A 22616-nucleotide genomic window follows, 5' to 3' on the forward strand; every position below is an offset into this window, starting at 1 on the left:
CCGGCTTGACTCGGGCTGATTCAGGCCTGTTGGTCGATCAGTTCATATGCAGCGGGCAGGTCGTCCGGGGTCTTGATGGCCACCGTCGGAATGCCCCGGAGTGCGCGCTTGGCCAGTCCGACGAGGGCGCCGGCCGGGGCGACTTCGATGATTCCGGTGACTCCGGCTTCCGTGAACGCCTGCATGCACAGGTCCCACCGTACCGGCGACGAGACCTGGCCGACGAGCAGGTCGACGAATCTCGCCCCGGCCTGGACCCGGCTGCCGTCTCGGTTGGTCCAGAGCGGGAGGCTGGCATCCGTGGGGGTGAGGCGGCCGGCGACCTCGGTGAGGTGCTGCACGGCGGGAAGCATGTGGCGGGTGTGGAAGGCGCCGGCGACCTGCAGCGGGATGACCCGTGCCTTGGCGGGCGGGTTCGCGGCCAGGCTCGCGAGGGCGTCCAGTGCGCCGGCGACGACGATCTGACCGCCGCCGTTGAAGTTGGCCGGTTCGAGGCCGAGTTCCTCCAGGCGCGCGAGCAGTTCGGCTTCATCGCCGCCGAGCACGGCGCTCATGCCGGTGGGGGAGAGCTCGGCAGCCGCCTTCATCGCGCGGCCGCGTTCACCGACCAGGGTGAGGGCATCGTTGCGTGTGAGCACGCCGGCTCCGGCTGCGGCGGTGATCTCACCGACCGAGTGTCCGGCGATGCCTGCGATCCGGTCGCGTCGGCCGTCGGCGAACAGGGCGGAGAGGGCGATCAGGCCGGCGGCCACGATGAGCGGCTGGGCGATCGCGGTGTCGCGGATGGTGTCGGCGTCGGCGACCGTCCCGGCCGAGATCAGGTCGGTGGCGGACTGCTCGCTCATCTGCTCGAGCTGTTCGGCGTACGCCGGGTTCTGCAACCACGGTTCGAGGAATCCGGGCGTTTGTGAGCCCTGACCGGGGCAGACGACAACAATCATTTCCTTAGTCTCCCAAGTCGGTACGGGCGGGGGGTGTGGCTAATCTACCGAGTATCCGCGAAACGTTTGGCAGAATACGCAAAGGCCGGTTCGGTCAGCGCCGTCGGGTCGATCCGTCGTGGTCGCTGATCGAGCCGATGATCAGTGCGGCCTGCAGGATCAGGGCCTCCCGGGCGCCGGTCGCGTCGTACCCGATGACCTCCGAGACGCGCTTGAGGCGGTACCGCACGGTGTTGGGGTGCACGAAGAGCTCACGGGCGGTGGCTTCGAGTGACCTGCCGTTGTCCAGGTAGCACCACAGCGTGCTGAGGAGCTCGGTGGAATGTGCCTGCAGGGGGCGGTAGATGCGATGGATCAGGGTCGCGCGGGCGAGCGGATCGCCGGCCAGCGCACGCTCGGGGAGGAGATCATCGGCCTGCACCGGCCGCGGGGCGTTCCGCCAGGAGCGGGCGACCGCGAATCCGGCCAGTGCCGCCTTGGCGCTCTTGGACGCTTCGACGAGGTTGGGCACCTCGTGGCCGAGCACCAGGTGCCCGGGGCCGAAGCTCGGCTCCAGCTGCAGTGCGATCTCCATGAAGGTGAGCGCCGGGGTGGTGCCGGCGGCCTCGTCAGAGTCTGGGTTGGTGGGGTGGGCGCGGCCGATGACCAGCACCAGCCGGTTGCCCTGCACGCCGATGAGCACGTCGGCCGTCATGTGCCGCGCGGACCGGCGCAGTTGGTCGACGTCGAGCATTTTCGGCGTCGTTCCGACGAGCACGCAGACCTCGCCGTGCCCGTGCCAGCCGAGCGCCGCGATGCGGCTGGGCAGTTCGTCGTCGTATTCCCCGCTGAGAATGGAGTCGACGACGAGGGCTTCGAGCCGCGCATCCCAGAGGCCCCGGGCTTCCGCGGCCCTGGCGTAGACATCCGCCGCGCCGAAGGCGATCTCGCGGGAGTACAGCAGGATGGCCTCGCGGAGGGTCTCCGAACCGTCCTTGACCCGTTCCTCGACCACTTCGACGGTCACCCGGATGAGTTGCAGCGTCTGCTGCAGGCTCACCGAGCGCAGCAGCTCCCTGGGCGCTGCACCGAAGACGTCAGCGGCGATCCACGGGGTCGACCGGGGATCGTCGTACCAGGAGATGAACGAGGTGATGCCGGCCTGGGCGACCAGGCCGACGGCGGACCGCCGCCCTGGTGGCATATCGCCATACCAGGGCAGCGTGTCCTCGAGTCGTTTCAGCGTCGCCGTGGACAACTCACCGGAAATCGTGCGTAACCAGGTGAGGGTTTGTTCCTTTGTCTTCGGCGCCGGTGCCACGTTGTCGGTTAGCTCTCGCCACCGGCCGAGCCGGTGGTGCCGGCAGACACGTCGTGCAGGCTGTACTTGTCGATGGCCTGCTGGATGACGCTGTGGTCCAGCTCTCCGCTGTTGGCGAGCTGCTGCAGCGTGCGCACCACCATCGACGGGCCGTCGATCTTGAAGAACCGGCGGGCAGCGGGGCGGGTGTCGGAGAAACCGAAGTCGTCCGCTCCCAGCGTCGCGAAGTCGCCGGGGATGAACTGGCGGATCTGGTCGGGCACGGCGTGCATGAAGTCGGAGACCGCCACGAACGGACCGGCGGTGCCCGCGAGCTTGTCGGTCACGTAGGCCGTGCGCGGCTCCTCGTTCGGGTAGAGGAAGTTGTGTTCCTCTGCCGCGAGACCGTCCCGGCGCAGCTCAGACCATGAGGTCACCGACCAGACATCGGCGGACACCCCCCAGTCGTCGGCGAGCAATGCCTGCGCCTCGAGTGCCCACGGCACGGCGACACCGGAGGCCAGCAACTGCGCCTTCGGGCCGGCCACGGTGGACTCTGACACCCGGTGGATGCCGCGGATGATGCCGTCGACGTCGACATCGGCCGGTTCGACGGGCTGGACCTGCGGCTCGTTGTACACGGTGATGTAGTACATGACGTTCGGGTCGGTGTGCTCTCCGCCGTACATCCGCTCGAGGCCGGAGCGCACGATGTGGCCGATCTCGTAGCCGAAGGCCGGGTCGTAGGACACGACGGCCGGGTTGGTGGATGCCAGCAGCGGCGAGTGGCCGTCAGCGTGCTGCAGGCCCTCACCCGTGAGGGTGGTGCGGCCGGCGGTGGCGCCGATCATGAAGCCGCGGGTCATCTGGTCGCCGGCTGCCCACATGGCGTCGCCGGTGCGCTGGAAGCCGAACATCGAGTAGAACACGTACACCGGGATCAGGGGTTCGCCCTGGGTGGCGTACGACGTTCCGACGTTCGTGAATGCGGCGAGGGCGCCGGCCTCGTTGATGCCGACGTGGATGATCTGGCCCTGCGGGCTCTCCTTGTAGGCGAGCAGCTGGGCGTGGTCCACCGAGGTGTAGTGCTGGCCGTTGGGGTTGTAGATCTTCGCGTTCGGGAAGAACGCGTCGATGCCGAAGGTGCGGGCTTCGTCGGGGATGATCGGCACGATGCGGTGGCCGAAGTCCTTCGAGCGCAGCAGTTCCTTGAGCAACCGGACGAACGCCATGGTGGTGGCGATCTCCTGGGTGCCTGAACCCTTCTTGGTGACGGCATAGGTGGCGTCGTCGGGCAGGTTGATCTGGGTGTACTTGCTCCGGCGTTCCGGCAGGTACCCGCCGAGCGCGCGGCGGCGCTCGTGCATGTACTGGATCGCCTCGTCGTTGTCGCCGGGGGTGTAGTACGGCGGCTGGTACGGGTTGGCCTCGAGCTGCGCATCCGTGATCGGCACGTGCATGCTGTCGCGGAACGTCTTGAGGTTGTCCAGCGTCATCTTCTTCATCTGGTGGGTCGCGTTGCGGCCCTCGAAGCTCGGGCCGAGGCCGTAGCCCTTGACGGTCTTCGCCAGGATGACCGTCGGCTGGCCCTTGTGCTCGGATGCCGCCTTGAAGGCCGCGTAGACCTTGCGGTAGTCGTGGCCGCCCCGCTTGAGGTTCCAGACCTGGTCGTCGGTGTAGCCCTCGACGAGCTTGAGCGCGCGGGGGTCGCGACCGAAGAAGTTCTCGCGCACGTAGGCGCCGCTCTCGGCCTTGTAGGTCTGGTAGTCGCCGTCGGTGGTGACGTTCATCAGGTTGAGCAGCGCGCCGTCGGTGTCGCGGGAGAGCAGGTCATCCCACTCGCGGCCCCAGACCACCTTGATGACGTTCCAGCCGGCTCCGCGGAAGAAGCTCTCCAGTTCCTGGATGATCTTGCCGTTACCGCGCACCGGGCCGTCGAGGCGCTGGAGGTTGCAGTTGACGATGAAGTTGAGGTTGTCGAGTCCCTCGTTCGCGGCGACCTGCAGCTGGCCGCGGCTTTCGACCTCGTCCATCTCGCCGTCGCCGAGGAACGCCCAGACCTGCTGGTCGCTGGCGTCCTTGATCCCGCGGTTGGTCAGGTAGCGGTTGAGCTGGGCCTGGTAGATCGCGTTGATCGGGCCCAAGCCCATCGAGACCGTCGGGAACTGCCAGAATTCCGGCATCAGGCGCGGGTGCGGGTAGGACGAGATGCCGTCGGGGGCGTGCGACTTCTCCTGGCGGAAACCGTCGAGCTGGTTGGCGCTCAGGCGGCCCTCGAGGAAGGCGCGGGCGTAGGTACCGGGGGAGGCATGGCCCTGGATGAAGATCTGGTCGCCGCCACCCGGGTGGTCCTGGCCGCGGAAGAAGTGGTTGAAGCCGGTCTCGTAGAGCGCGGCGGAGGATGCGTAGGTGGAGATGTGGCCGCCGACGGCGATTCCGGGACGCTGGGCGCGGTGCACGAGCACGGCGGCATTCCAGCGGATCCAGGCGCGGTAGCGGCGTTCGATGTCTTCATCGCCGGGGAAGTCAGGCTCGTTGGCCGAGGCGATGGTGTTGATGTAGTCCGTGGTCGGCACCATCGGAACGTTGAGGTGCAGTTCCTTGGAGCGCTTGAGCAGGCTCAGCATGATCTCGCGGGCCCGGCCGGGGCCGTTGGCCGCCACGAGGGCATCGAGGGATTGCGACCATTCGTTGGTTTCGTCCGGATCGGCGTCCGAGTTATCCGTGGAGTAGGGGTCCTGGTCGTTGACAGTCACACTCGACCTCTTTCTGTAGGGCAGATCGTGCGGGGGAAGATCATGCCTGGTTAGGCGTGCCGGATTCAGCTCTGGTCGGGTCGCGACCGAAAGGCACCCCGTCAGCCTAGTGATTCTTGCTGGGAAGCGCGCACGGGCACGGGTGTGTCCCTGCGCCGGCCCGGATCGATGCCGGTCGGCCGTCGCGGCAGCCAGGTTGGTGGAGCGACGCCGGGCGGCTAGGCTGTCCCCCCGTATTGCGCCATCGTTCCCCGATGGCCCGAGAGGACACGCACCATGGCACTGGAGAACGACACCCAGGCACCAGATTTCGAGCTCGTCAGCCAATTCGGTGAGCGCATCCAGCTCAGCCGCTACCGGGGTGAGAAGTCGGTCGCGTTGGTGTTCTTCCCGTTGGCCTTCTCCGGCATCTGCAGCGGCGAGCTCTGTGCGCTGCGGGACAACCTGTCTATGTTCGCTGACAGCAGTGTCGAACTGATCGGGATCTCGGTGGACTCCCGTCACACGCTGCGCGCCTGGGGAGACCAGGAAGGCTACGGCTTTACCCTGCTGAGCGATTTCTGGCCGCACGGCGCCGTCGCCAAGGAGTACGGCGTCTTCCTCGAAGAAAAGGGCTTCGCGAATCGGGCCACCTTCCTGATCGACCCGAACGGCATCATCAGGGCCAGCTTCATCACCGCACCGGGTGAGGCCCGCTCGCTGGAGGCCTACCGGGCTGCGCTCGACGAATTGCAGCCGGCCTCGTCGCCGGTGTGACCGCGACGTCGGAATTATCGGTAAGCTTTTAGCCATCCTGTTCCGGTCACCCGGTCGGGGCCTTTAGCTCAGTTGGTAGAGCGCCACGTTTACACCGTGGATGTCATCGGTTCGAGCCCGGTAGGGCCCACACTCTGAACATTCTCCTCGGGGACTGCACCGCCCATCGTCGTTCAGGCTCGATAGCCTCTCGTTGGCCGGCCTGACGCTGCACCCGCGAAGGTAAGCTGTGAGCAGTCGGTTCACGGCTGAAATCCCAGACGAAGGCCCGACGGGCCGGGTAGTTGCGAGGTCACCATGGCAGCACAGCAGGACATGAGCGCGCACGACGCGCCTGAGCATGTCTGAGCGCCTGGCCTTCGGGGCCGCAGTCGAGGAGCTCTCTCTGGCGTTGGAACGCCGGACGAGCCTGTGCCGTCCCTTCCTCGCCGTGCTCCCGGTCACCGGGGCCGCGATCTCCACCCTCGGGCCGCCCTTCGGGTCTGAGACCGTGAGCGCCAGCGACGCCACCGCGGCGCGTCTCGACGAGCTCCAGTTCGACCTGGGTGAGGGCCCGTGCTGGGATGCGCTCACGAGCCGGCAGCCGGTGCTCGCCGCCGACCTCCGCGCAGAACATCCGCGCTGGCCGCTCTTCACCGAAGCTCTGGGTGACACCGACGTCGGGTCGCTCTTCGCCTTCCCGCTGGCGCTCGGATCGCTCAACATCGGAGCGGTCGATCTCTACAGCCGGGAGGCCGGCGCTCTCACGGCGGCCCAGATCGGGGACGCGACGGCGCTGTCGAGCATCTGTGCCCGCCAGGTGCTTCGCAGAACACTCGCCGACCAGCCGCCGCCCGTCGACACAGACGACGCGAACAACGACGGCTTTTCCCGCCGCGAGGTGCACCAGGCCACCGGAATGGTGCTCGCCCAACTGGGTGTCAGCGCCGCGGACGCGTTGCTTGTCATCAACGGCTACGCATTCGCCAGAGGGCGCAGCGTGCGTGAGGTCGCGGCGGATATCGTCGCTCGCAGAATAGACTTCGCCGACGAATGGTCTGACCCGCCCGAGTCATTATGATGGAGTAATGGCGACAAAGACACGTGAGGGCCAACTCGTTGAGGCCTTCGTGACGCTCGCCGACACTCTCGTGGTCGGCTACGACCTCGTTGATCTTCTGCACACCCTGGTGTCGCAGTGTGTGCCACTTTTCGACGCCTCGGCGGCCGGAATCATCCTCACCGACGACGAAGAGTTCGAGGTTGTCGCTTCGACGAACGAACGCAGCCGGCTGGTCGAGATCCTGCAGCTGCGCAGTGGCAGCGGCCCCTGCGTGGAAAGCGTCGTCACCGGGCACGCCGTGGCCGTGCCCGATATCGACGCGTCTGGACCCAAGTGGCCCCGGTTTCGGGCCGGTGCGCTCGAGCAGGGTTTCGCATCGATGTTCTCGGTGCCGATGCGCCTGCGCGCGACCACCATCGGGTCCCTCAACCTGTTCTGGGATCGCACCGGCGGACTGCCGGAGGCCGACGCGCCAACGGTGCAGGCTCTCGCCGACGTCGCCACGATCGGCATCCTGCAGGAGCGCGCGCTCAGGGAGAGCGACGTCGCCCGCCAGCAACTGCAGTTCGCGCTGAGCAGCCGGGTGGTGATCGAACAGGCCAAGGGCGTGGTCGCCTACACCCGTAAGGCGAGCATGGACGAAGCCTTCACCCTGATCCGGCAGTACGCAAGGTCGAACGGACTGCCGCTGGCCGATGTCGCGGCCCGGATCGTCGCGGGGGACCTCGCGGTTTGACGCCCGCCGATCTATGATGACGGTAGAGCCCTAGACCCTGGCTGCACGTGCCTACTTTCCGTGAGCATCAGGGGTGCATCATGAAACGCATTTACCATCCGGGGGGATCGATCGTCACCGGCAGCGACTTAGCCGACGCGATCATGCTCTACGCCGAGGCCCTCAGTAATCGTCGGTCGACAGACGTCGTCGACATTCCCGTCATCACCGACGACGGCAGTCCCGGCCGGGCTCAGTTCCTGATCGGCGCGTCCAGCCAGTTGGTCAGCGTGACGAGCGCAGCCGGCCTGGCCGAACTGGTCGAGGCCGCGACAACCGACGCCATCCACGACAAGGCCAGAACCGGTTCGGCTCCGGCATCGTTGGCGTGGGCGGGAGCCCCGCACGGGGCGCCGCAGTTCGACGAGTTCGACTACTGACCGGCAACCGGCTGGCGGATGCGTTCGTTTCCGGACGCAGCCTCAGGCGGTGCCGGCCGACGCCAGCGACGTGGACGCGCGGACCGCGCGTGTCGCCGGCTGGGCGGTCGCGCTCGTGCCGCGGGCGATGAGCACCGGCACATTGATGTTCATCAGCACGTCGTGGGTGACCGAGCCGATCAGTGTGCTCTCGCCGTGCCGCGCCGAGACTCCGAGAATCAGCAGGGCGGCGTCGAAGCTGGCGTCGAGCAGTGCTTCGGCGGGGTCGCGGTGGGCGACCCGGCGGCGCACCGTGATGCGCGACGATGTCGATGCGGCAACCGCTGCGGCGTCGAGCATGAGCCGGGCGGTTTGCGGGCCGCGCTCATCGGTCGGCTCGGCCCGGGACAGTTCGGACCGGGAAGCGTCAGCGCGGAGCGGCGACGGGGGAGCGTAGACGAGAAGCAGGTCCTGGTCGAGGCGATCGGCCTCCTGAGCGCCCATCCGCACGGCGGGTAGGGAACCGTCGGTACCATCGATGCCGACGACCACGTCGTGGCGGGATTCCAGGGTGGTGTCTGGAACGATGGCCACTGAGCATCGGGCGGCTGAAGCGATCTGCACGCTGCGGGAGCCCAACACCCGCCCGCGCAGAAAGCCGGTCTTGTGCGTGCCGACGATGAGCAGGTCCTCCGGGCTGGGCAGCTTCGCCAGGGCCCAGGCCGTTCCGCCGTGCACGATACGGGTGGTGAGGCTGATTCCGGTGTGCAGGGCCGCGACACGTTCGGATTCCTCGGCGAGGAGTTCCCGTGCCTGGCGCTCCGCGTCGGCGGCGGCATCCCGTCCGACCAGGCCCCATTCGTCGTCGACGGTGTTCACGAGCACGACGGCGGCGTTGCGCTCGGCCGCGCGACGCACGCCCCAGCGGAGGGCGGCGCGGCTGGGTCCTGAGCCGTCGACGCCGATGTAATAGGTGGCGCTCACTGAGATGCACGTCCTTCGGTCGATTCGGCGGTCCGGGGGCCGCGCGGTACGACAATGACCGGGCAGGGCATGTTCAGTAACAGGTCGTGGCTGACCGAGCCGAGGATGAGACCGGCGACGGCGCCGCGACCGTGAGTGCCGACAACGACGAGTCCGGCCGTTCTGGCGGCCTCCACCAACGCCGGCGCGGCAGCGCCCTGCATCAGCACACTGGATACCTCGAGCAGCGGGTGGCTGGAACGAACCTGGTCCAGCGCACGGGTGACGATGTCGGTGTGCGCCTCGACGAGGGCATCGAACGGCAGTGACGCGCCGAAGTCCACGCCGAGGGTCGCCGGGATCGACCAGGCGTGCACGAGCTGGAGGGGCACGCCGCGCACTTCGGCTTCGGCAGCGGCGAACCGCAGGGGTGCATCCATGGTGCCGTCGTCTTCGACGCCCACGATGACGCGGTCACCGCCGTCGACCCAGCCGGCCGGAATCACGGCGACGGCCGAGCGGGCATGAGCAGCCAGACGGAGCGGCAGGGTGCCGTGGACGGCGCCGACGAGGACACCGGTCTTGTTCGTGCCGATCACGACGAGGTCGGCATCGGCCGATGCCCGCACCAGCTCGTCCACCGGCACGCCGCGCCGGACGACGCTGATGGTCTTGAGTTCGGGGAACTCCTGTTCCACATAGCGGCTGGCCGCGGCCAGGGTGCGCTCGTAGACCGGCTGGAAGTCGTCGTCCTGACCTGACACCGGCGACCAACCGAGTTCGACGATCGTGGTCAATTCCAGGCGGAGAGGCACAGTCTTGGCCCTGGTCAACGCCCAGTTCAATGCCGCCTGACTGGCGGGCCCCCCGTCGACGGCTACGATCACTCTTTCAACCATGAGTTGATCTCCAGTTCTTCCCGGTGTTCCTCGGGAGATGCCACGTCTCCAGAATGGCGAGGACGCCTAAACTGCGAAAGGGCCGAAGGTCCCAGTCAGGTACACTTTGGGCTAGCTCCAACCGAAAGGGGACGAATCTGTGACCGTTCCTGAGACCAGGCTCTCCTTTCCCGACGGGCCGCGCTCAGCGCTCGACCAGGCCCTGTCCGAACTCGTCCTCAACGCGCAGAAGGTGCTCGCGACCCAGGGACGCCTCCGCAGCCTGCTCCAGGCCAGCCAGGCCGTGGTGGAAGAACTCGACCTCGCCGCCGTGCTGCGTCGCATCGTCGACGTCGCCGTCGACCTCGTCGGAGCCCGATATGGAGCACTCGGGGTCATCGCGCCCAACGGGAATCTCGAGCAGTTCATCCACGTCGGCATCCCCGACGAGCTGGCAACCGCCATTGGCCATCTGCCGGCCGGCCACGGTCTGCTCGGCGCGCTGATCGACGATCCGCACGCCATCCGCCTCACCCACCTCGGCCAGGATCCCCGGTCCTCCGGTTTTCCCGCTCACCACCCGCCGATGGACAGCTTCCTCGGGGTCCCGGTGCGCGTGCGCGGCGAAGTGTACGGCAACCTGTACCTGTCCAACCAGATCTCCGGCGCCTTCAGTGAAGAGGACGAGGAGCTCCTGACCGCCCTGGCCGCCACGGCGGGGATCGCGATCGACAACGCCAGACTGTTCGACGAGACCCGCCGGCGTCAGCGCTGGTCGGCCGCCTCTGCCGAGATCAGCGCCGCCCTCCTGTCCGACCGGGCGGATGCCTCCCTGGAACTCCTCGCCGACAGGTTCGCGTCGCTCGCCGACGCCGACCTGGTTTGCGTGGTCCTGGCCGCCGGGGTCGGCACCCTGATCGTGGACACCGCGAAGGGCAAGCAGGCCAACCAGGTCAAGGGCCTGGTCATTCCGGCCGCCGGAACGACGGTGGGTCGGGCCTTCGACAGCGGTCAGCCCATTCTCACCGCCGACGGAGGAGCCAGCCTGGACCAGCCCGACGCGCAGTTGGTGCTCGGACCGACCATGGTGATCCCGTTGCTGGCCTCCGGCCGCACCCACGGTGTGATGACGGTGTCCAGATCCACCGGCCGGCCGCGGTTCACGACGAGCGACCTGGAAATGGCCGCCGACTTCGCCGGACAGGCCAGCGTTGCCCTTGAGCTGGCCCGGGGCCGCAGCGCCGGTCAGAAGCTGGCGCTGTTGGAAGACCGCAGCCGGATTGCCAGGGACCTGCACGACAACGTCATCCAGCGAGTGTTCGCCGCCGGCATCGGGCTGCAGGCCATCAGCGGACAGGTCGACGACCCCGAGGTGCGGGAGCGCATCATCGAGGAAGTCGTCGCCCTCGACGTGGCCATCGTGGAGATCCGCACCGCGATCTTCGCCCTGACCGCACAAACCAGCCGCGACCGAGGCTCCATCCGCCACCGTGTGATCGACCTGCTCAGCGAGTTGGCGGCCCTGTTCCCGCAGACGCCGCGCCTCGTCTTCACCGGCCCGATCGACCTGCTCACCCCGCCGGAGATGTCCGACGACATCGCCGCGGTGATCAGGGAAGGCCTGATGAACGTGGTGCGGCATGCCGAAGCCACCGAAACCGTCGTCAACCTGAGCGTGGGTGACGACCTTGTTGTGATCGAGGTCGTCGACAATGGCACTGGCGTGGTCGAGTCCGACCGTCGTAGTGGCCTGGCCAACCTCGAGGCGCGAGCCGAACAGTGGGGCGGCGACGTCGTGCTGGAAAACCGCGCACGGGGCGGCAGCCGATTACGCTGGACCGCCCAGATCGATCCTGAACCCGTACGAAAGGAACTGTAATGATCCGAGTCTTCCTGGTGGATGACCATGAGGTCGTGCGCCGCGGGATCGCGGACATGATCAACGCCGAGCCCGACCTGGAGGTCGTCGGCGAAGCGTCCACAGCGCGACAGGCCGTCGCCCGCGTCGCCGCGACAGTGCCCGATGTCGCCGTGCTCGACGTGCGCTTGCCCGACGGCAGCGGCATCGACGTGTGCCGCACCATCCGCTCGGCCAACCCCGTGGTGCAGTGCCTGATGCTGACCGCGTACGACGACGACGAGGCCAGCTACTCCGCCGTGCTCGCCGGCGCAGCCGGCTACGTCCTCAAGGACATCCGCGGCCAGCACCTGGTCGAGTCGATCCGCCGGGTCGCCAGGGGAGAGTCACTGGTACAGAAGGCCGTCACCCGCAAGGTGGTCACCGAACTGACCGGAACCGCCTCAGACTCACCTGCCTCCAACCTCACCACCCGGGAACGCCAGGTGCTCGAACTCATTGCAGAGGGCCTGACCAACCGCCAGATCGGTGACCAGCTCGACCTGGCGGAGAAGACCGTGAAGAACTACGTCTCGGGCCTGCTCGCCAAACTCGGCATGGCCAGGCGAACTCAGGCGGCCGTGTACGGCGCCGGACTGCGACCGCGGTAATCCGGGCGCGCGAGCATGACTGACCTGCGTAGGCGGATCGAACCCGGACCGGGGCAGGAATCGGTCTGGGACTACCCGCGGCCACCGCGGGTGGAGACGACGGGGGAGCACCTCGTGCTGCGCTTCAACGGCGTGGTGATAGCCGACACCAGGGACGCGGTCCGAGTGCTGGAGACGAGCCATCCGCCCACCTATTACCTGCCGCGGGACGCATTCGCGCCCGGAGTGCTGCAGCCGGTGAATGGGCACAGTGTCTGCGAGTACAAGGGGCTCGCGTCCTACCTCAGCGTCTGGTCGGGTGCTCGTGCCGCTGAGGCCGTGGCCTGGTACTACCCCAACCCCCAGCCGGGGTTCGAACTCCTGGCCGGGCGGGTCGCCGTCTACCCCGGACGGTTGGATGAGTGCACCGTGGACGGTGAGGTCGTGCGTGCCCAGCCGGGGGATTTCTACGGCGGCTGGATCACCGACCGCATCGTCGGACCGTTCAAGGGCTCGCCGGGAACCCTCGGCTGGTGACGTCCTGCACCGACGAACCGGCCGGGCCACGGCTAGTAGGCTGATGGCGTGTCATTCTCGCTAGCTGATGTAGCCCGGGTTTCCCATGACCTGTGGCCGCTTTCCGGGGCCGAGGACTGGGACGCGCCCGGCCTGGTCAGCGGTGACCCGTCCAGCCGGGTGGACTCGATCCTCCTGGTGGTCGATGTCGTCGCCGAGACCGTGGCCGAGGCTGTCGACACCGGCGCCGATCTGATCCTGGCGCACCATCCGCTGCTCCTGCGCGGGGTGACCAGCGTGGCCGAAGATCGCTACAAAGGTGCGCTCCTGGCCCGGTTGATCCGGGCGAACTGCGGCCTGCTCGCCGCGCACACCAACGCCGACGTCGTGGTCGACGGGGTGTCTGACGTGTTCGCCCAGCGTCTCGGCTTGGTCGACGTGCGGCCGATCACCGCCGGGACCGCGCCGGGAATCGGCCTCGGCCGGGTCGGACGTCTGAGCGAACCCACCACGCTGGGCGCGCTCGCCCGTCGCCTGGCCGAGTTCGTCCCGCCGACGGCCACGGGCATCCGGGCATCCGGCGGGTACTCCGACGTGGTCGAGACCGTCGCCCTGTGCGGCGGAGCCGGCGACTCGCTGTTGCGGGAGCCGGCTGTGCAGGCGGCGGATGTCTACATCACCTCAGACCTCCGGCATCACCCGGTCTCGGAGTCGCGTGAACAGACCCTCGCGGCCGGGGTTGGCCCGGCACTCATCGACGTGTCACACTGGGCCAGCGAATGGCTCTGGCTGGATGTCGCCGCCGCACAGTTGCGACGCGCGCTTCCCGGCATTCGCATCGAGGTCAGCGACCTCCGCACCGATCCGTGGGACTTCGTCGTCACGCAGTGAGCGCTCGCCCCGTACTTATTTCAAACTCCATAATCATGAAGGTCAGGACATTGTGAAGGCATCTCCCACAGAGCAGAAAGAGCTCCTGCGGCTCCAGGCCCTCGACATCCGGCTGCAGCAGCTCGAGCACCAGGCCAAGGCGCTGCCCCAGCACGCTGAACTGGCCGAGTTGGCCAAGACCCTGGATCTGTCCAAGACCGTGCTGACCGGCCGTACCGGCGAGGTGGAGGACGCGAAGATCGAGTTGCGCCGGATCGAATCCGACGTGGACGTGGTCGAGAAGCGCATCAGCCGCGATACCGACCGTGCCCAGCACACCTCGTCGATCAAAGACGTGCACGCCCTCGAAACCGAACTCACCGCCCTCGCGTCCCGCCTGTCGGCGCTCGAGGAAATCGAGCTCGCCGTGATGGAGCGCCTCGAGGAGAAGGAGAGCGCCGTCGCCGAGACCGAGGCGGAGCGGGCCGTCGTCGTCGGCCGGGTCGCTGAGATCGAAGCCGACCGCGATGCGCTGCTGGTCGACCTCAACCGTCAGCTCGGCGAGCTCGCCCGGGACCGTACGGCCATCGTCTCGGCGATCGGCGACGACCTGGCCGCGCTGTACGAGAAGCGACGCGTCGCCGGCCGTGGCAACGCGGCTGCGCTGCTGCGCGCCCGCACCTGCAGCGGATGCACGATGACCCTCACCGGCAACGACCTCGAAGAGGTTCGGGCCAAGCCGGCCGACGAGATCGTGTTCTGCCCCGATTGCGGCGCCATCCTGGTGCGCACGGAGGAATCCGGGATCTAGCCGACGCCGCTCTGGTACCTTCGGTGCGGCGCGGGCCGGTAGGCTCGACGATGGAATGGGTCGGCAAGACGGTCGCGTCATCCCTGGTCCTTCGGGCCTGGGATGCCGAGGAACGTCCGGGCTCCACAGGGCAGGGCGGTGGGTAACACCCACCCGGGGTAACCCGCGAGACAGTGCCACAGAAAGTAAACCGCCTCCGGCTTCACGCCGGCGGTAAGGGTGAAACGGTGGTGTAAGAGACCACCAGCGGCCAGGGTGACCTGGCCGGCTAGGTAAACCTCGTCCGGAGCAAGGTCGAACAGGAAACGCTAAGGCGGCTCGCCGAGTTTCCGGGTAGACCGCTAGAGGGCTGCGGCAACGTAGTCCCGAGATAGATGGCCGTCCATGGCGCAAGCCAGGACAGAACCCGGCGTACCAGCCGGCCCATTCCACTCAAACTGTGAATTCAGTCCGGGCTGGCGGCGGCTCTGGCGCATTCCCAGCCGGGGAATCTACGCTGGGGCCATGAGCACATCCGTGTCCCAGAACGACGTCGTCGTCCGTCAGTCCGCCCGGCGAACCGCCGGTGGGCCGTGGTTGCGGCTGCAGGGATTCCTCGGCCGGTCCCGGGCGTGGATTCACCGGCATCCGCGGTTGCGGGCGCCCTACCGGGTGCTCGTTGCCGTTGTCGGCCTCACGATCATCGCGATCGGACTGGTCCTCGTGCCGCTGCCCGGACCGGGCTGGCTCATCGTGTTCGTCGGCGTCGCGGTTCTGGGTACAGAGTTCCCCGCCGCGCACCGGCTCACCCAGGCCGTGCGTCGTCTGGCGCACCGCGTGCGGCTGTGGTGGCGTGCCCGACGTGAGCGCCGGGCCGCTCAGACGAACCCAACGCGCACGGCCGCCTGACCTCCGCCAGGGCAGCCGTACGGCTGGTCTAGATGGCGACCGGGGCGTGCGTGACGGCCAGCGCGGCGGCTCCGAGGATGCCGGCGTTGTTGCGGTGCACGGCCGGGATGATCCGGGTGTTCAGGTTCAGCAACGGCAGGAAATCCTCGTGGTGCTTCGAGACGCCGCCGCCGACGATGAACAGGTCGGGAGTGAAGAGCATCTCCAGCCGGCTGTAGTAATTCTGCAGGCGGGCCGCCCACTTCTCCCAGCTGAGGTTGTCGCGCTCCTTGGCCGAGAACGCCGCACGGGTCTCGTAGTCGACGCCGTCGATCTCCAGATGGCCGAGTTCGGTGTTCGGCACCAGCTCGCCGTCGTTGATCAATGCCGTGCCGATTCCGGTGCCCAGGGTGGTGAGCAGCACCACGCCGGAGACGCCCTGAGCGGCACCGAACTGCGATTCGGCGTATCCGGCTGCGTCGGCGTCGTTGACGAAGTGGATGGGCATGCCCAGGCCCTTCTCGAACAGTTTCTCCGCCGCGAGCCCGATCCACTTGTCGGACACATTGGCCGCCGACATGGTGTGGCCGTTCTTGACGACGGCCGGGAAGCACACGCCGATCGGAAGGTCGGTGGTGCCGGCGGACACCGTCGCGAGGAGCTTGCGCGTGGTCTCGATGATGTCCTGCGGGCGACCGCCCTTGGGGGTGGGCAGTTTGACGCGGTCGGAGAGCAGCGCGCCGGTGGCCACATCGACCACGGCTCCCTTGATGCCGGTTCCGCCGATATCGATGCCGATGGCAGTGGTTGAAATCATGCTGCCAATCTACCGGCTACGGCAACGTCAGGATCTCGGCGCCACGCTCGGTCACGACCAGGGTGTGTTCGAACTGGGCGGTAATGCTGCGATCCCTGGTGAGCACCGTCCAGTCGTCGGCCCACATGTCCCACTCGCTGGTGCCGAGGGTGAGCATCGGTTCGATGGTGAAGACCATGCCCACCTCCATCACGGTGTCGTACTGGGGCGCGGAGTCGTAGTGCGGAATGATGAGGCCGGAGTGGAAGGCAGCGCCGACACCGTGCCCGGTGAAGTCCCGAACCACGCCATAACCGAACCGCTTCGCGTAGGACTCGATGGTGCGGCCGATCACATTGACCTGTCGACCGGGGGCGACGGCCTTGATACCGCGGGCCAGGGCCTCCCGGGTGCGCTCAACGAGCAGGGTGACCTCTTCGGAGGCCTCGCCCACGATGAAGGTCATGTTCGAGTCGCCGTGCACACCGTTCTTGTAGGCGGTGATGTCGATGTTGACGATGTCGCCGTTCTCGAGCACGGTGTCATCGGGGATACCGTGGCAGATCACTTCGTTCACCGACGAGCAGATCGACTTGGGATAGCCACGGTAGCCGAGCGTGGACGGGTAGGCGCCCTCGCGCAACACCGCCTCGTGTCCGATCCGGTCGAGTTCCTCGGTCGTGACGCCAGGCGTGACCGCCCGGCCGACCTCCTGGATGGCCGCCGCTGCGATCCGCCCGGACTCCCGGATTAACTGGATCTGGTCGGGGGAGTACACGTCTGAACCGGTGAACGGCGCCGGCGCGGTGCGACCCACGTACTCCGGTCGAACGATGGACGAGGGAACGGAGCGGTGACTGGACACGGCTCCCGGAATGAGGTGACCGACGGAATCCTTAGGCATAGGATCAAGCTTATGGCCGAAGATACTGAACACCAGTTCTGGTACAACATGCGCACGGGCGCGGTGGAGAAGGGTCTGCTGTCGCCCTCGATCGACCGGGTCGGACCGTTCTCGACGTTCGACGAGGCGACCCATGCCCTCGACAAACTCCGAGCCAATAGTGCCAAATGGGCTGAGGATGACGCTGCCGACGACCGCTGAGGCCGCCGCGTGACCGAGAGCGGCTACTCGTAGCTGTGCTCGGCTCCGGGGTAGGAACCGGAGTCGACGTCTGCCTTGAACGCTTGGACGGCGTCGGTGAGAACCGAACGCAGGTTGGCGTACTGGCGCACGAACCGTGGCACCCTCCCGCCGGTCAGGCCGGCGAAGTCAGTCCACACCATCAGCTGGCCGTCCACATCCGGGCCGGCGCCGACTCCGATGGTGGGAATCTCGAGCTTCTCGGTGACCATGGCGGCCACGGACGCCGGCACCATCTCCAGGACGACCGCGAATGCGCCGGCGTCCTGCACGGCCAGGGCGTCCTTGAGCAGCTGCTCTGCGCCGGCGCCGCGGCCCTGGATGATGTGCCCGCCGAGGCCGTGCTCGCTCTGCGGCGTGAAACCGATGTGTGCCATCACCGGAATCCCGGCCGACACGATGCGGGAGATCTGCTTGCGGCTGCGCACACCACCCTCGAGCTTCACCGCGTGGGCCTGGGCTTCCTTCATGAAGCGCACGGCGGTGTGCAGTGCCTCTGACGGGCCGGTCTCGTAGGTGCCGAACGGCATATCGGCCACGACGAGAGCCCGCGTGACGGCGCGGGCGACGGCACGGGTCAGGGGAATCAGTTCGTCGACGGTGACAGGCAGGGTGGTTTCGTAACCGAAGACGTTGTTTCCGGCCGAATCACCCACGAGCAGGAAGTCGATCCCGGCCTGGTCGAAGATCTGCGCGGTCAACATGTCGTAGCTGGTCAGGCCGGTTATCGGGATGCCTTGCTGCTTCGCGTTCTGGAAATGCCTGGTGCGCACCCGTTTGGGTCCGGCTGGCACGCTGGTGTACGGGTTCTGCACTTCGTGGGCGTTCGCGGCGTCGGGTGTGGCTGACTCAGGCATGTGCTCAGTGTACCCAGCGCCGGATTCCGCAGTCATTCGTCGCCGCGATCAGCCCGTTTTCGCCCGCGAGCTCGTGGCAGCCGGTAGCCTAGGGGTAACAAGAAAGGGCGTGGATGGACAAGCAGCGCGACTTCGTTCTTCGGACTATCGAGGAACGGGGCATCAAGTTCATTCGACTATGGTTCACCGACGTGGTTGGCACCCTGAAGTCGGTCGCCATCGCGCCCGCAGAGGTTGAGGGTGCATTCGCGGAGGGCCTGGGCTTCGATGGTTCGGCGATCGAGGGATTGACCCGGTCGTTCGAGGCCGACGTATTGGCGCATCCGGACCCCACCACGTTCCAGATCCTGCCCTGGCGCGGCGAGATCGACCCGACCGCCCGCATGTTCTGCGACATCACCACGCCGGATGGCCAGCCCGCCGTCGCCGACCCGCGCAACGTGCTCAAGCGCACGCTGGCGAAGGCCGCCGAGCGCGGGTTCACCTTCTACACCCACCCTGAGATCGAGTTCTACCTGCTCAAGTCGTCGAAGTTCGGCAAGAACGGGCCCGTTCCCGTCGACTCGGCCGGGTACTTCGACAACGTTCCGGGCGGCACCGCCCACGACTTCCGCCGTCGGTCGGTGCGCATGCTCGAGGACCTCGGCATCTCGGTGGAGTTCAGCCACCACGAGGCCGGTCCCGGCCAGAACGAGATCGACCTGCGTTACGCAGACGCGCTTACCACCGCGGACAACATCATGACCTTCCGCACGGTGATCAAGGAGGTGGCCATCGAGCAGGGCGTCTACGCGACCTTCATGCCCAAGCCGCTCTCCGACCAGCCCGGATCCGGCATGCACACCCACCTCTCCCTGTTCGAAGGCGACACCAACGCCTTCTACGAGGCCGGTGCGCAGTACCAGCTCTCCACCACCGGCCGGCAGTTCATCGCCGGGCTGCTCCGGCACGCGCCGGAGATCACCGCCGTGACCAACCAGTTCGTGAACTCCTACAAGCGCCTCTGGGGCGGCGACGAGGCGCCCAGTTTCGTCTGCTGGGGCCACAACAACCGGTCAGCGCTCATCCGGGTTCCGCTCTACAAACCCAACAAGGGCCAGAGCTCACGGATCGAGTACCGGGCCATCGACTCCGCAGCGAACCCGTATCTCGCGTACTCGCTCATGCTGGCCGCCGGGCTGAAGGGCATCGAGGAGGGCTACGAGCTTCCGCCCGAAGCTGAAGACAACGTCTGGGGGCTCAGCGACACCGAACGGCGCGCGCTGGGTTACCACCAGTTGCCGGCCAGCCTCGACCACGCGATCCAGTACATGGAAGAGTCCGAACTGGTCGCCGAGACCCTGGGTGAACACGTCTTCAACTACGTGCTCCTGAACAAGCGCCAGGAATGGCGTGAGTACCGTTCGCAGGTCACCCCGTTCGAGCTCAACAAGAACCTCGAGATGCTCTAGGGGCCGACTTTCGGAACGGGCGCGAAAATGGCGAGAGAACAGCTGACCCTGACCGACCTCGCCCGGGTCGGCTTCGCCGACCTCGGGGAGGCCAGGGCACGGCTCGACGAAGTCAGTGAGCTCGGTGGGCCGGACCAGGCCGATCTGTTCCCGCTTCTGAGCCGCGCGGCGAACCCCGATGCGGCGCTCTTCGCCGTGCTGTCGCTGGTGCGGCAGGCGCCGGCGGAGTTCGCCGGCCTGCGCCGTCATCCGGGCGCGCTGCAGCGCCTGGTGCTGGTGACGGGGGCGTCCACCGGGCTGACCGAGTTCTTCCTGCGCCACCCGGCCGAGCTGGCGGTGTTGCACGAGAAGACCACGGCCCTGCCCGGGCTCGCCGACCTCACCGCCGATCTGCTCGAGTCAGTGTCGGCGACCGGGGGATTCGCCCGGGTCGTCGAGGATGCCGGCTGGGTGGCGCTGCGGGTGCGGTACCGCCGCCGCCTCGCCGAACTGGCCGCGTATGACCTTGAGCTGGCCGACCCGCTCGGCGGGCTCGACCGGATCGCCCGGCAGCTGGCCCATCTCGCGGCGGCCGCGCTCGAGGCATCCCTCGCCGTCGCCAGGGGAATGATCAGCAGCGATGTCGCGGCCCACGGGATCTTCGCCACCGAGCAGGTTCGGCTGACCAAGCTGGCGATCATCGGCATGGGCAAGGCCGGCGCCGGCGAACTCAACTATGTCAGCGACGTCGACGTGATCTTCGTCGCCGAGGGCGACGAGGCCGCCGGGCTGGAAACCGGCCGCGCGGTCGACATCGCCACCCGGCTTGCGATCCTGACCATGCGCGGGCTGAACCAACCCAGTCTCGAGCCCGAACTGTGGGAGGTCGACCCCAACCTCCGGCCTGAGGGCAAGTCAGGGGCGCTGGTGCGCTCCCTCGAATCCCACATCGCCTATTACGACCGGTGGGCCAAGAGCTGGGAATTCCAGGCGCTGCTGAAGGCTCGGCCGCTGGCCGGCGATCTCGAACTCGGCGCCAGGTATGTTTCCGCCGTCGCACCGAAGGTGTGGACGAGCGCCAGCCGGGAGAACTTCGTCGAGTCTGTGCAGCGGATGCGCGAACGCGTAACCAGCAACATCCCGGCCGACGAAGTGGCCGTGCAGCTCAAGCTCGGCCCCGGGGGGCTCAGGGACATCGAATTCACCGTGCAACTGCTGCAGTTGGTGCACGGCCAGGCCGACCCCGACGTGCGGCAGCCCGGTACCCTCCCCGCTCTCGCCGCCCTGGCCGACTCCGGCTACGTCGGCCGGGCCGAGGCGGCGGAGTTCGCCGAGGACTACCGGATGCTGCGCCTGATGGAGCACCGGCTGCAGCTGGACCGGCTGCGCCGCACCCATCTCCTTCCCCGCGACGAGGCCGGGCTGCGGGTGCTCGCGCGCGCCACCGGGCTCGCTACCAGCGCCGCGGCGCTGTCCGCCCGGTGGGAAGAGACCAAGCACCGGGTGCGTGGGCTGCACGAGCGCCTGTTTTACCGTCCGCTGTTGTCGGCGGTGGCCGCCCTGCCCGCAGAAGGACTGAACCTGACCAGTGCGCAGGCCGAGGCGCGGTTGGCGGCGATCGGCTTCCGCAACACCAAGGGCGCGCTGGCGCACATCGCTGCCCTCACCAGCGGTGTGTCCAGGCGCGCGACCATTCAACAGCACCTGCTGCCCGTCCTGCTGCAGTGGCTCTCCGACGGCGCCGACCCCGACTACGGCCTGCTCGCGTTCCGGCGGTTGAGTGACAGCCTCGGGTCGACCTACTGGTTCCTGCGCATGTTGCGGGATTCCTCGGGAGCCGCCGAACGGCTGACCAGGGTGCTTTCCGCGTCCCGATTCGTCGGTGAACTGTTCGAGACCATCCCGGAGGCGGTGGCCTGGCTCGAGCACGACGACGAACTACGGCCACGGCCGCTCGCTGTGCTGCAGGACGAAGCCCGTGCGGTGCTGGCCAGACACGGCAGCCCCGATGCGGCCGCGTCCATCCTGCGTGCCAGCCGGCGTCGGGAGATGCTGCGCCTGGCCCTCTCCGCGATCCTCGGCCGGACCACCATCGATGAGCTCGCGTCCGGCCTCACCGACATCACGACCGTGATCATCCAGGGTGTGCTCGGCGCCATCCGTGGCACCGGTCTCACCGGCGACGACGGACCGCTCGCTCCGGACGGCATCGAGTTCGCGGTGATCGCGATGGGCCGGTACGGGGGAGCGGAGCTGGGCTTCGGGTCAGACGCCGACGTCATGTTCGTCTTCAGGCCCGCCACGTTGGATGGCGGCGCCGCACACGACAGGGCGACCTTCCTGGTGCGCGAGCTGAACCGGCTCACCGAGGACAACCGACTGCCGTTCGACCTCGACATCGGGTTGCGGCCCGAGGGCAAGAACGGTGCCGTCGTGCGCTCCCTCGACTCCTACCAGGCCTACTACCGGCGGTGGTCGCTGACCTGGGAAGCCCAGGCGCTGCTCCGGGCCCACGGGGTCGCGGGGGAGCCGGCGCTGCTGGAGAGCTTTCACGCCGTGATGGACACCGTGCGCTACCCGGTGGCAATCAGCGACCAGGACGTGCGGGAGATCAAGCGCATCAAGGCGAGGGTGGAGAACGAACGCCTGCCCCAGGGTGCAGACCCCAACCGGCACCTGAAACTGGGCCGCGGGTCCCTTTCCGATGTCGAGTGGTTCGTGCAGCTGCTGCAACTGCAGTACGCGGCCACGATTCCGGCCCTCCGCACGACCTCGACCCTCGACGCCCTCGCCGAAGCCACCAAGAACGGGCTCGTCGCCGAAACCGAGGCGGCGACGTTGCGGGCGGCGTGGCTGTTCGCCTCCAGATGCCGCTCGGCGATCACCCTGTGGACGAACAAGACCGCAGACGTGTTGCCCAGCGACCGGATGCAGCTCGACGGGGTGGCGCGCATGATGGAATACCCGCCGGGTTCCGCGAACCGGCTCGAGGAGGACTACCTGTCGGTCACTCGTCGCGCCCGCGCGGTCTTCGAGCGCCGGTTCTACGGCCCGGTCGATCGCCCCGGCGCCTTCTCTGGTTAGGCGTC

At 67.7% G+C, this 22616-nt stretch carries 21 protein-coding genes, 1 tRNA gene and 1 other RNA gene; 15 read left to right on the forward strand and 8 right to left on the reverse strand.

Features of this window, described 5'->3' with window-relative positions:
• Positions 1–20: 20 nt before the first annotated feature.
• The 3 genes from CTB96_RS12515 to aceE all read right to left on the reverse strand — a co-directional run bounded on the left by CTB96_RS12515 (position 21) and on the right by aceE (position 4976).
• Complete coding sequence (locus CTB96_RS12515; RefSeq protein WP_110127215.1) at positions 21–941, reverse strand: ACP S-malonyltransferase; 921 nt, start codon at positions 939–941, stop codon at positions 21–23.
• A gap of 94 nt (positions 942–1035) precedes the next feature.
• Positions 1036–2124, reverse strand: coding sequence for a PucR family transcriptional regulator (locus tag CTB96_RS12520; protein WP_248283364.1), 1089 nt, complete (start codon positions 2122–2124; stop codon positions 1036–1038).
• Between the two features lie 125 nt (positions 2125–2249).
• Positions 2250–4976, reverse strand: coding sequence for a pyruvate dehydrogenase (acetyl-transferring), homodimeric type (aceE, locus tag CTB96_RS12525; protein ID WP_110127217.1), 2727 nt, complete (start codon positions 4974–4976; stop codon positions 2250–2252).
• A gap of 276 nt (positions 4977–5252) precedes the next feature.
• Here aceE and CTB96_RS12530 point away from each other — a divergent pair, with 276 nt between their 5' ends.
• The 5 genes from CTB96_RS12530 (at position 5253) to CTB96_RS12550 (ending at position 7929) form a co-directional block, all read left to right on the forward strand.
• Entirely contained in the window at positions 5253–5732 is a 480-nt protein-coding gene (locus CTB96_RS12530) for a peroxiredoxin (RefSeq protein ID WP_110127218.1), read from the forward strand.
• Positions 5733–5789: 57 nt separating this feature from the next.
• A tRNA-Val gene (locus CTB96_RS12535) sits at positions 5790–5862 on the forward strand.
• A 210-nt stretch (positions 5863–6072) separates the two neighbouring features.
• On the forward strand, positions 6073–6792 hold the full coding sequence (locus tag CTB96_RS12540; RefSeq protein WP_110127219.1) for a GAF and ANTAR domain-containing protein: 720 nt from the start codon (positions 6073–6075) through the stop codon (positions 6790–6792).
• A gap of 7 nt (positions 6793–6799) precedes the next feature.
• Positions 6800–7510, forward strand: coding sequence for a GAF and ANTAR domain-containing protein (locus CTB96_RS12545; RefSeq protein ID WP_110127220.1), 711 nt, complete (start codon positions 6800–6802; stop codon positions 7508–7510).
• A gap of 80 nt (positions 7511–7590) precedes the next feature.
• Positions 7591–7929 (forward strand): hypothetical protein, encoded by a 339-nt coding sequence (locus tag CTB96_RS12550; protein ID WP_110127221.1) that lies wholly within the window; start codon positions 7591–7593, stop codon positions 7927–7929.
• 42 nt (positions 7930–7971) lie between these two features.
• Here CTB96_RS12550 and CTB96_RS12555 read toward each other — a convergent pair whose 3' ends face one another.
• Entirely contained in the window at positions 7972–8892 is a 921-nt protein-coding gene (locus CTB96_RS12555) for a universal stress protein (RefSeq protein ID WP_110127222.1), read from the reverse strand.
• On the reverse strand, positions 8889–9770 hold the full coding sequence (locus CTB96_RS12560; protein ID WP_110127223.1) for a universal stress protein: 882 nt from the start codon (positions 9768–9770) through the stop codon (positions 8889–8891). The genes CTB96_RS12555 and CTB96_RS12560 overlap by 4 nt, the downstream gene beginning before the upstream one ends.
• Positions 9771–9909: 139 nt before the next feature.
• Between CTB96_RS12560 and CTB96_RS12565 the strand changes: the two genes are divergently transcribed.
• The 7 genes from CTB96_RS12565 to CTB96_RS12595 all read left to right on the forward strand — a co-directional run bounded on the left by CTB96_RS12565 (position 9910) and on the right by CTB96_RS12595 (position 15321).
• On the forward strand, positions 9910–11628 hold the full coding sequence (locus CTB96_RS12565) for a sensor histidine kinase (RefSeq protein WP_110127224.1): 1719 nt from the start codon (positions 9910–9912) through the stop codon (positions 11626–11628).
• On the forward strand, positions 11628–12257 hold the full coding sequence (locus CTB96_RS12570) for a response regulator (protein WP_110127225.1): 630 nt from the start codon (positions 11628–11630) through the stop codon (positions 12255–12257). The genes CTB96_RS12565 and CTB96_RS12570 overlap by 1 nt, the downstream gene beginning before the upstream one ends.
• Positions 12258–12272: 15 nt before the next feature.
• A complete protein-coding gene (locus CTB96_RS12575) occupies positions 12273–12773 on the forward strand; it encodes a DUF427 domain-containing protein (protein WP_110127226.1) in 501 nt (166 codons plus the stop codon).
• A gap of 48 nt (positions 12774–12821) precedes the next feature.
• Entirely contained in the window at positions 12822–13643 is an 822-nt protein-coding gene (locus CTB96_RS12580; RefSeq protein ID WP_110127227.1) for a Nif3-like dinuclear metal center hexameric protein, read from the forward strand.
• 52 nt (positions 13644–13695) lie between these two features.
• Complete coding sequence (locus CTB96_RS12585) at positions 13696–14433, forward strand: zinc ribbon domain-containing protein (protein ID WP_110127228.1); 738 nt, start codon at positions 13696–13698, stop codon at positions 14431–14433.
• A gap of 56 nt (positions 14434–14489) precedes the next feature.
• An RNA gene (rnpB, locus tag CTB96_RS12590) (RNase P RNA component class A) lies at positions 14490–14863 on the forward strand.
• Positions 14864–14937: 74 nt separating this feature from the next.
• Positions 14938–15321: a TIGR02611 family protein gene (locus tag CTB96_RS12595; RefSeq protein WP_110127229.1), complete on the forward strand. Its 384-nt coding sequence runs from the start codon at positions 14938–14940 to the stop codon at positions 15319–15321.
• A 28-nt stretch (positions 15322–15349) separates the two neighbouring features.
• Here the strand turns inward: CTB96_RS12595 and ppgK are convergent, their stop codons facing one another.
• Both ppgK and map read right to left on the reverse strand, forming a co-directional pair.
• The gene (gene ppgK / locus CTB96_RS12600; protein ID WP_110127230.1) at positions 15350–16117 is read right to left on the reverse strand and encodes a polyphosphate--glucose phosphotransferase; all 768 of its coding nucleotides are present in this window, start codon (positions 16115–16117) and stop codon (positions 15350–15352) included.
• A gap of 16 nt (positions 16118–16133) precedes the next feature.
• Complete coding sequence (map, locus tag CTB96_RS12605) at positions 16134–17000, reverse strand: type I methionyl aminopeptidase (protein ID WP_110127231.1); 867 nt, start codon at positions 16998–17000, stop codon at positions 16134–16136.
• A 12-nt stretch (positions 17001–17012) separates the two neighbouring features.
• Between map and CTB96_RS12610 the strand changes: the two genes are divergently transcribed.
• Complete coding sequence (locus CTB96_RS12610; RefSeq protein ID WP_110127232.1) at positions 17013–17201, forward strand: SPOR domain-containing protein; 189 nt, start codon at positions 17013–17015, stop codon at positions 17199–17201.
• A 23-nt stretch (positions 17202–17224) separates the two neighbouring features.
• Here the strand turns inward: CTB96_RS12610 and panB are convergent, their stop codons facing one another.
• Positions 17225–18097 carry a 3-methyl-2-oxobutanoate hydroxymethyltransferase gene (gene panB / locus CTB96_RS12615; protein WP_110127233.1) on the reverse strand — a complete coding sequence of 291 codons (873 nt, stop codon included), beginning with the start codon at positions 18095–18097 and terminating at the stop codon, positions 17225–17227.
• Positions 18098–18210: 113 nt separating this feature from the next.
• Between panB and CTB96_RS12620 the strand changes: the two genes are divergently transcribed.
• The gene (locus CTB96_RS12620; RefSeq protein ID WP_110127234.1) at positions 18211–19548 is read left to right on the forward strand and encodes a glutamine synthetase family protein; all 1338 of its coding nucleotides are present in this window, start codon (positions 18211–18213) and stop codon (positions 19546–19548) included.
• 27 nt (positions 19549–19575) lie between these two features.
• Positions 19576–22611, forward strand: coding sequence for a bifunctional [glutamine synthetase] adenylyltransferase/[glutamine synthetase]-adenylyl-L-tyrosine phosphorylase (locus CTB96_RS12625; protein WP_110127235.1), 3036 nt, complete (start codon positions 19576–19578; stop codon positions 22609–22611).
• Positions 22612–22616: the final 5 nt, after the last annotated feature.

The organism is Cryobacterium arcticum, from assembly GCF_003185895.1.
GTDB lineage: Bacteria > Actinomycetota > Actinomycetes > Actinomycetales > Microbacteriaceae > Cryobacterium > Cryobacterium arcticum.

Coding starts and splice junctions, on each gene's coding strand:
- CTB96_RS12520 (WP_248283364.1), bottom strand. CDS start 2,124: ATGCCACCAGGGCGGCGGTCCGCCGTCGGCCTGGTCGCCCAGGCCGGC.
- CTB96_RS12550 (WP_110127221.1), top strand. CDS start 7,591: ATGAAACGCATTTACCATCCGGGGGGATCGATCGTCACCGGCAGCGAC.
- CTB96_RS12625 (WP_110127235.1), top strand. CDS start 19,576: ATGGCGAGAGAACAGCTGACCCTGACCGACCTCGCCCGGGTCGGCTTC.
- map (WP_110127231.1), bottom strand. CDS start 17,000: ATGCCTAAGGATTCCGTCGGTCACCTCATTCCGGGAGCCGTGTCCAGT.
- CTB96_RS12620 (WP_110127234.1), top strand. CDS start 18,211: ATGGACAAGCAGCGCGACTTCGTTCTTCGGACTATCGAGGAACGGGGC.
- CTB96_RS12560 (WP_110127223.1), bottom strand. CDS start 9,770: ATGGTTGAAAGAGTGATCGTAGCCGTCGACGGGGGGCCCGCCAGTCAG.
- CTB96_RS12575 (WP_110127226.1), top strand. CDS start 12,273: ATGACTGACCTGCGTAGGCGGATCGAACCCGGACCGGGGCAGGAATCG.
- CTB96_RS12530 (WP_110127218.1), top strand. CDS start 5,253: ATGGCACTGGAGAACGACACCCAGGCACCAGATTTCGAGCTCGTCAGC.
- CTB96_RS12540 (WP_110127219.1), top strand. CDS start 6,073: ATGTCTGAGCGCCTGGCCTTCGGGGCCGCAGTCGAGGAGCTCTCTCTG.
- panB (WP_110127233.1), bottom strand. CDS start 18,097: ATGCCTGAGTCAGCCACACCCGACGCCGCGAACGCCCACGAAGTGCAG.
- CTB96_RS12610 (WP_110127232.1), top strand. CDS start 17,013: ATGGCCGAAGATACTGAACACCAGTTCTGGTACAACATGCGCACGGGC.
- CTB96_RS12595 (WP_110127229.1), top strand. CDS start 14,938: ATGAGCACATCCGTGTCCCAGAACGACGTCGTCGTCCGTCAGTCCGCC.
- ppgK (WP_110127230.1), bottom strand. CDS start 16,117: ATGATTTCAACCACTGCCATCGGCATCGATATCGGCGGAACCGGCATC.
- CTB96_RS12515 (WP_110127215.1), bottom strand. CDS start 941: ATGATTGTTGTCGTCTGCCCCGGTCAGGGCTCACAAACGCCCGGATTC.
- CTB96_RS12570 (WP_110127225.1), top strand. CDS start 11,628: ATGATCCGAGTCTTCCTGGTGGATGACCATGAGGTCGTGCGCCGCGGG.
- CTB96_RS12545 (WP_110127220.1), top strand. CDS start 6,800: ATGGCGACAAAGACACGTGAGGGCCAACTCGTTGAGGCCTTCGTGACG.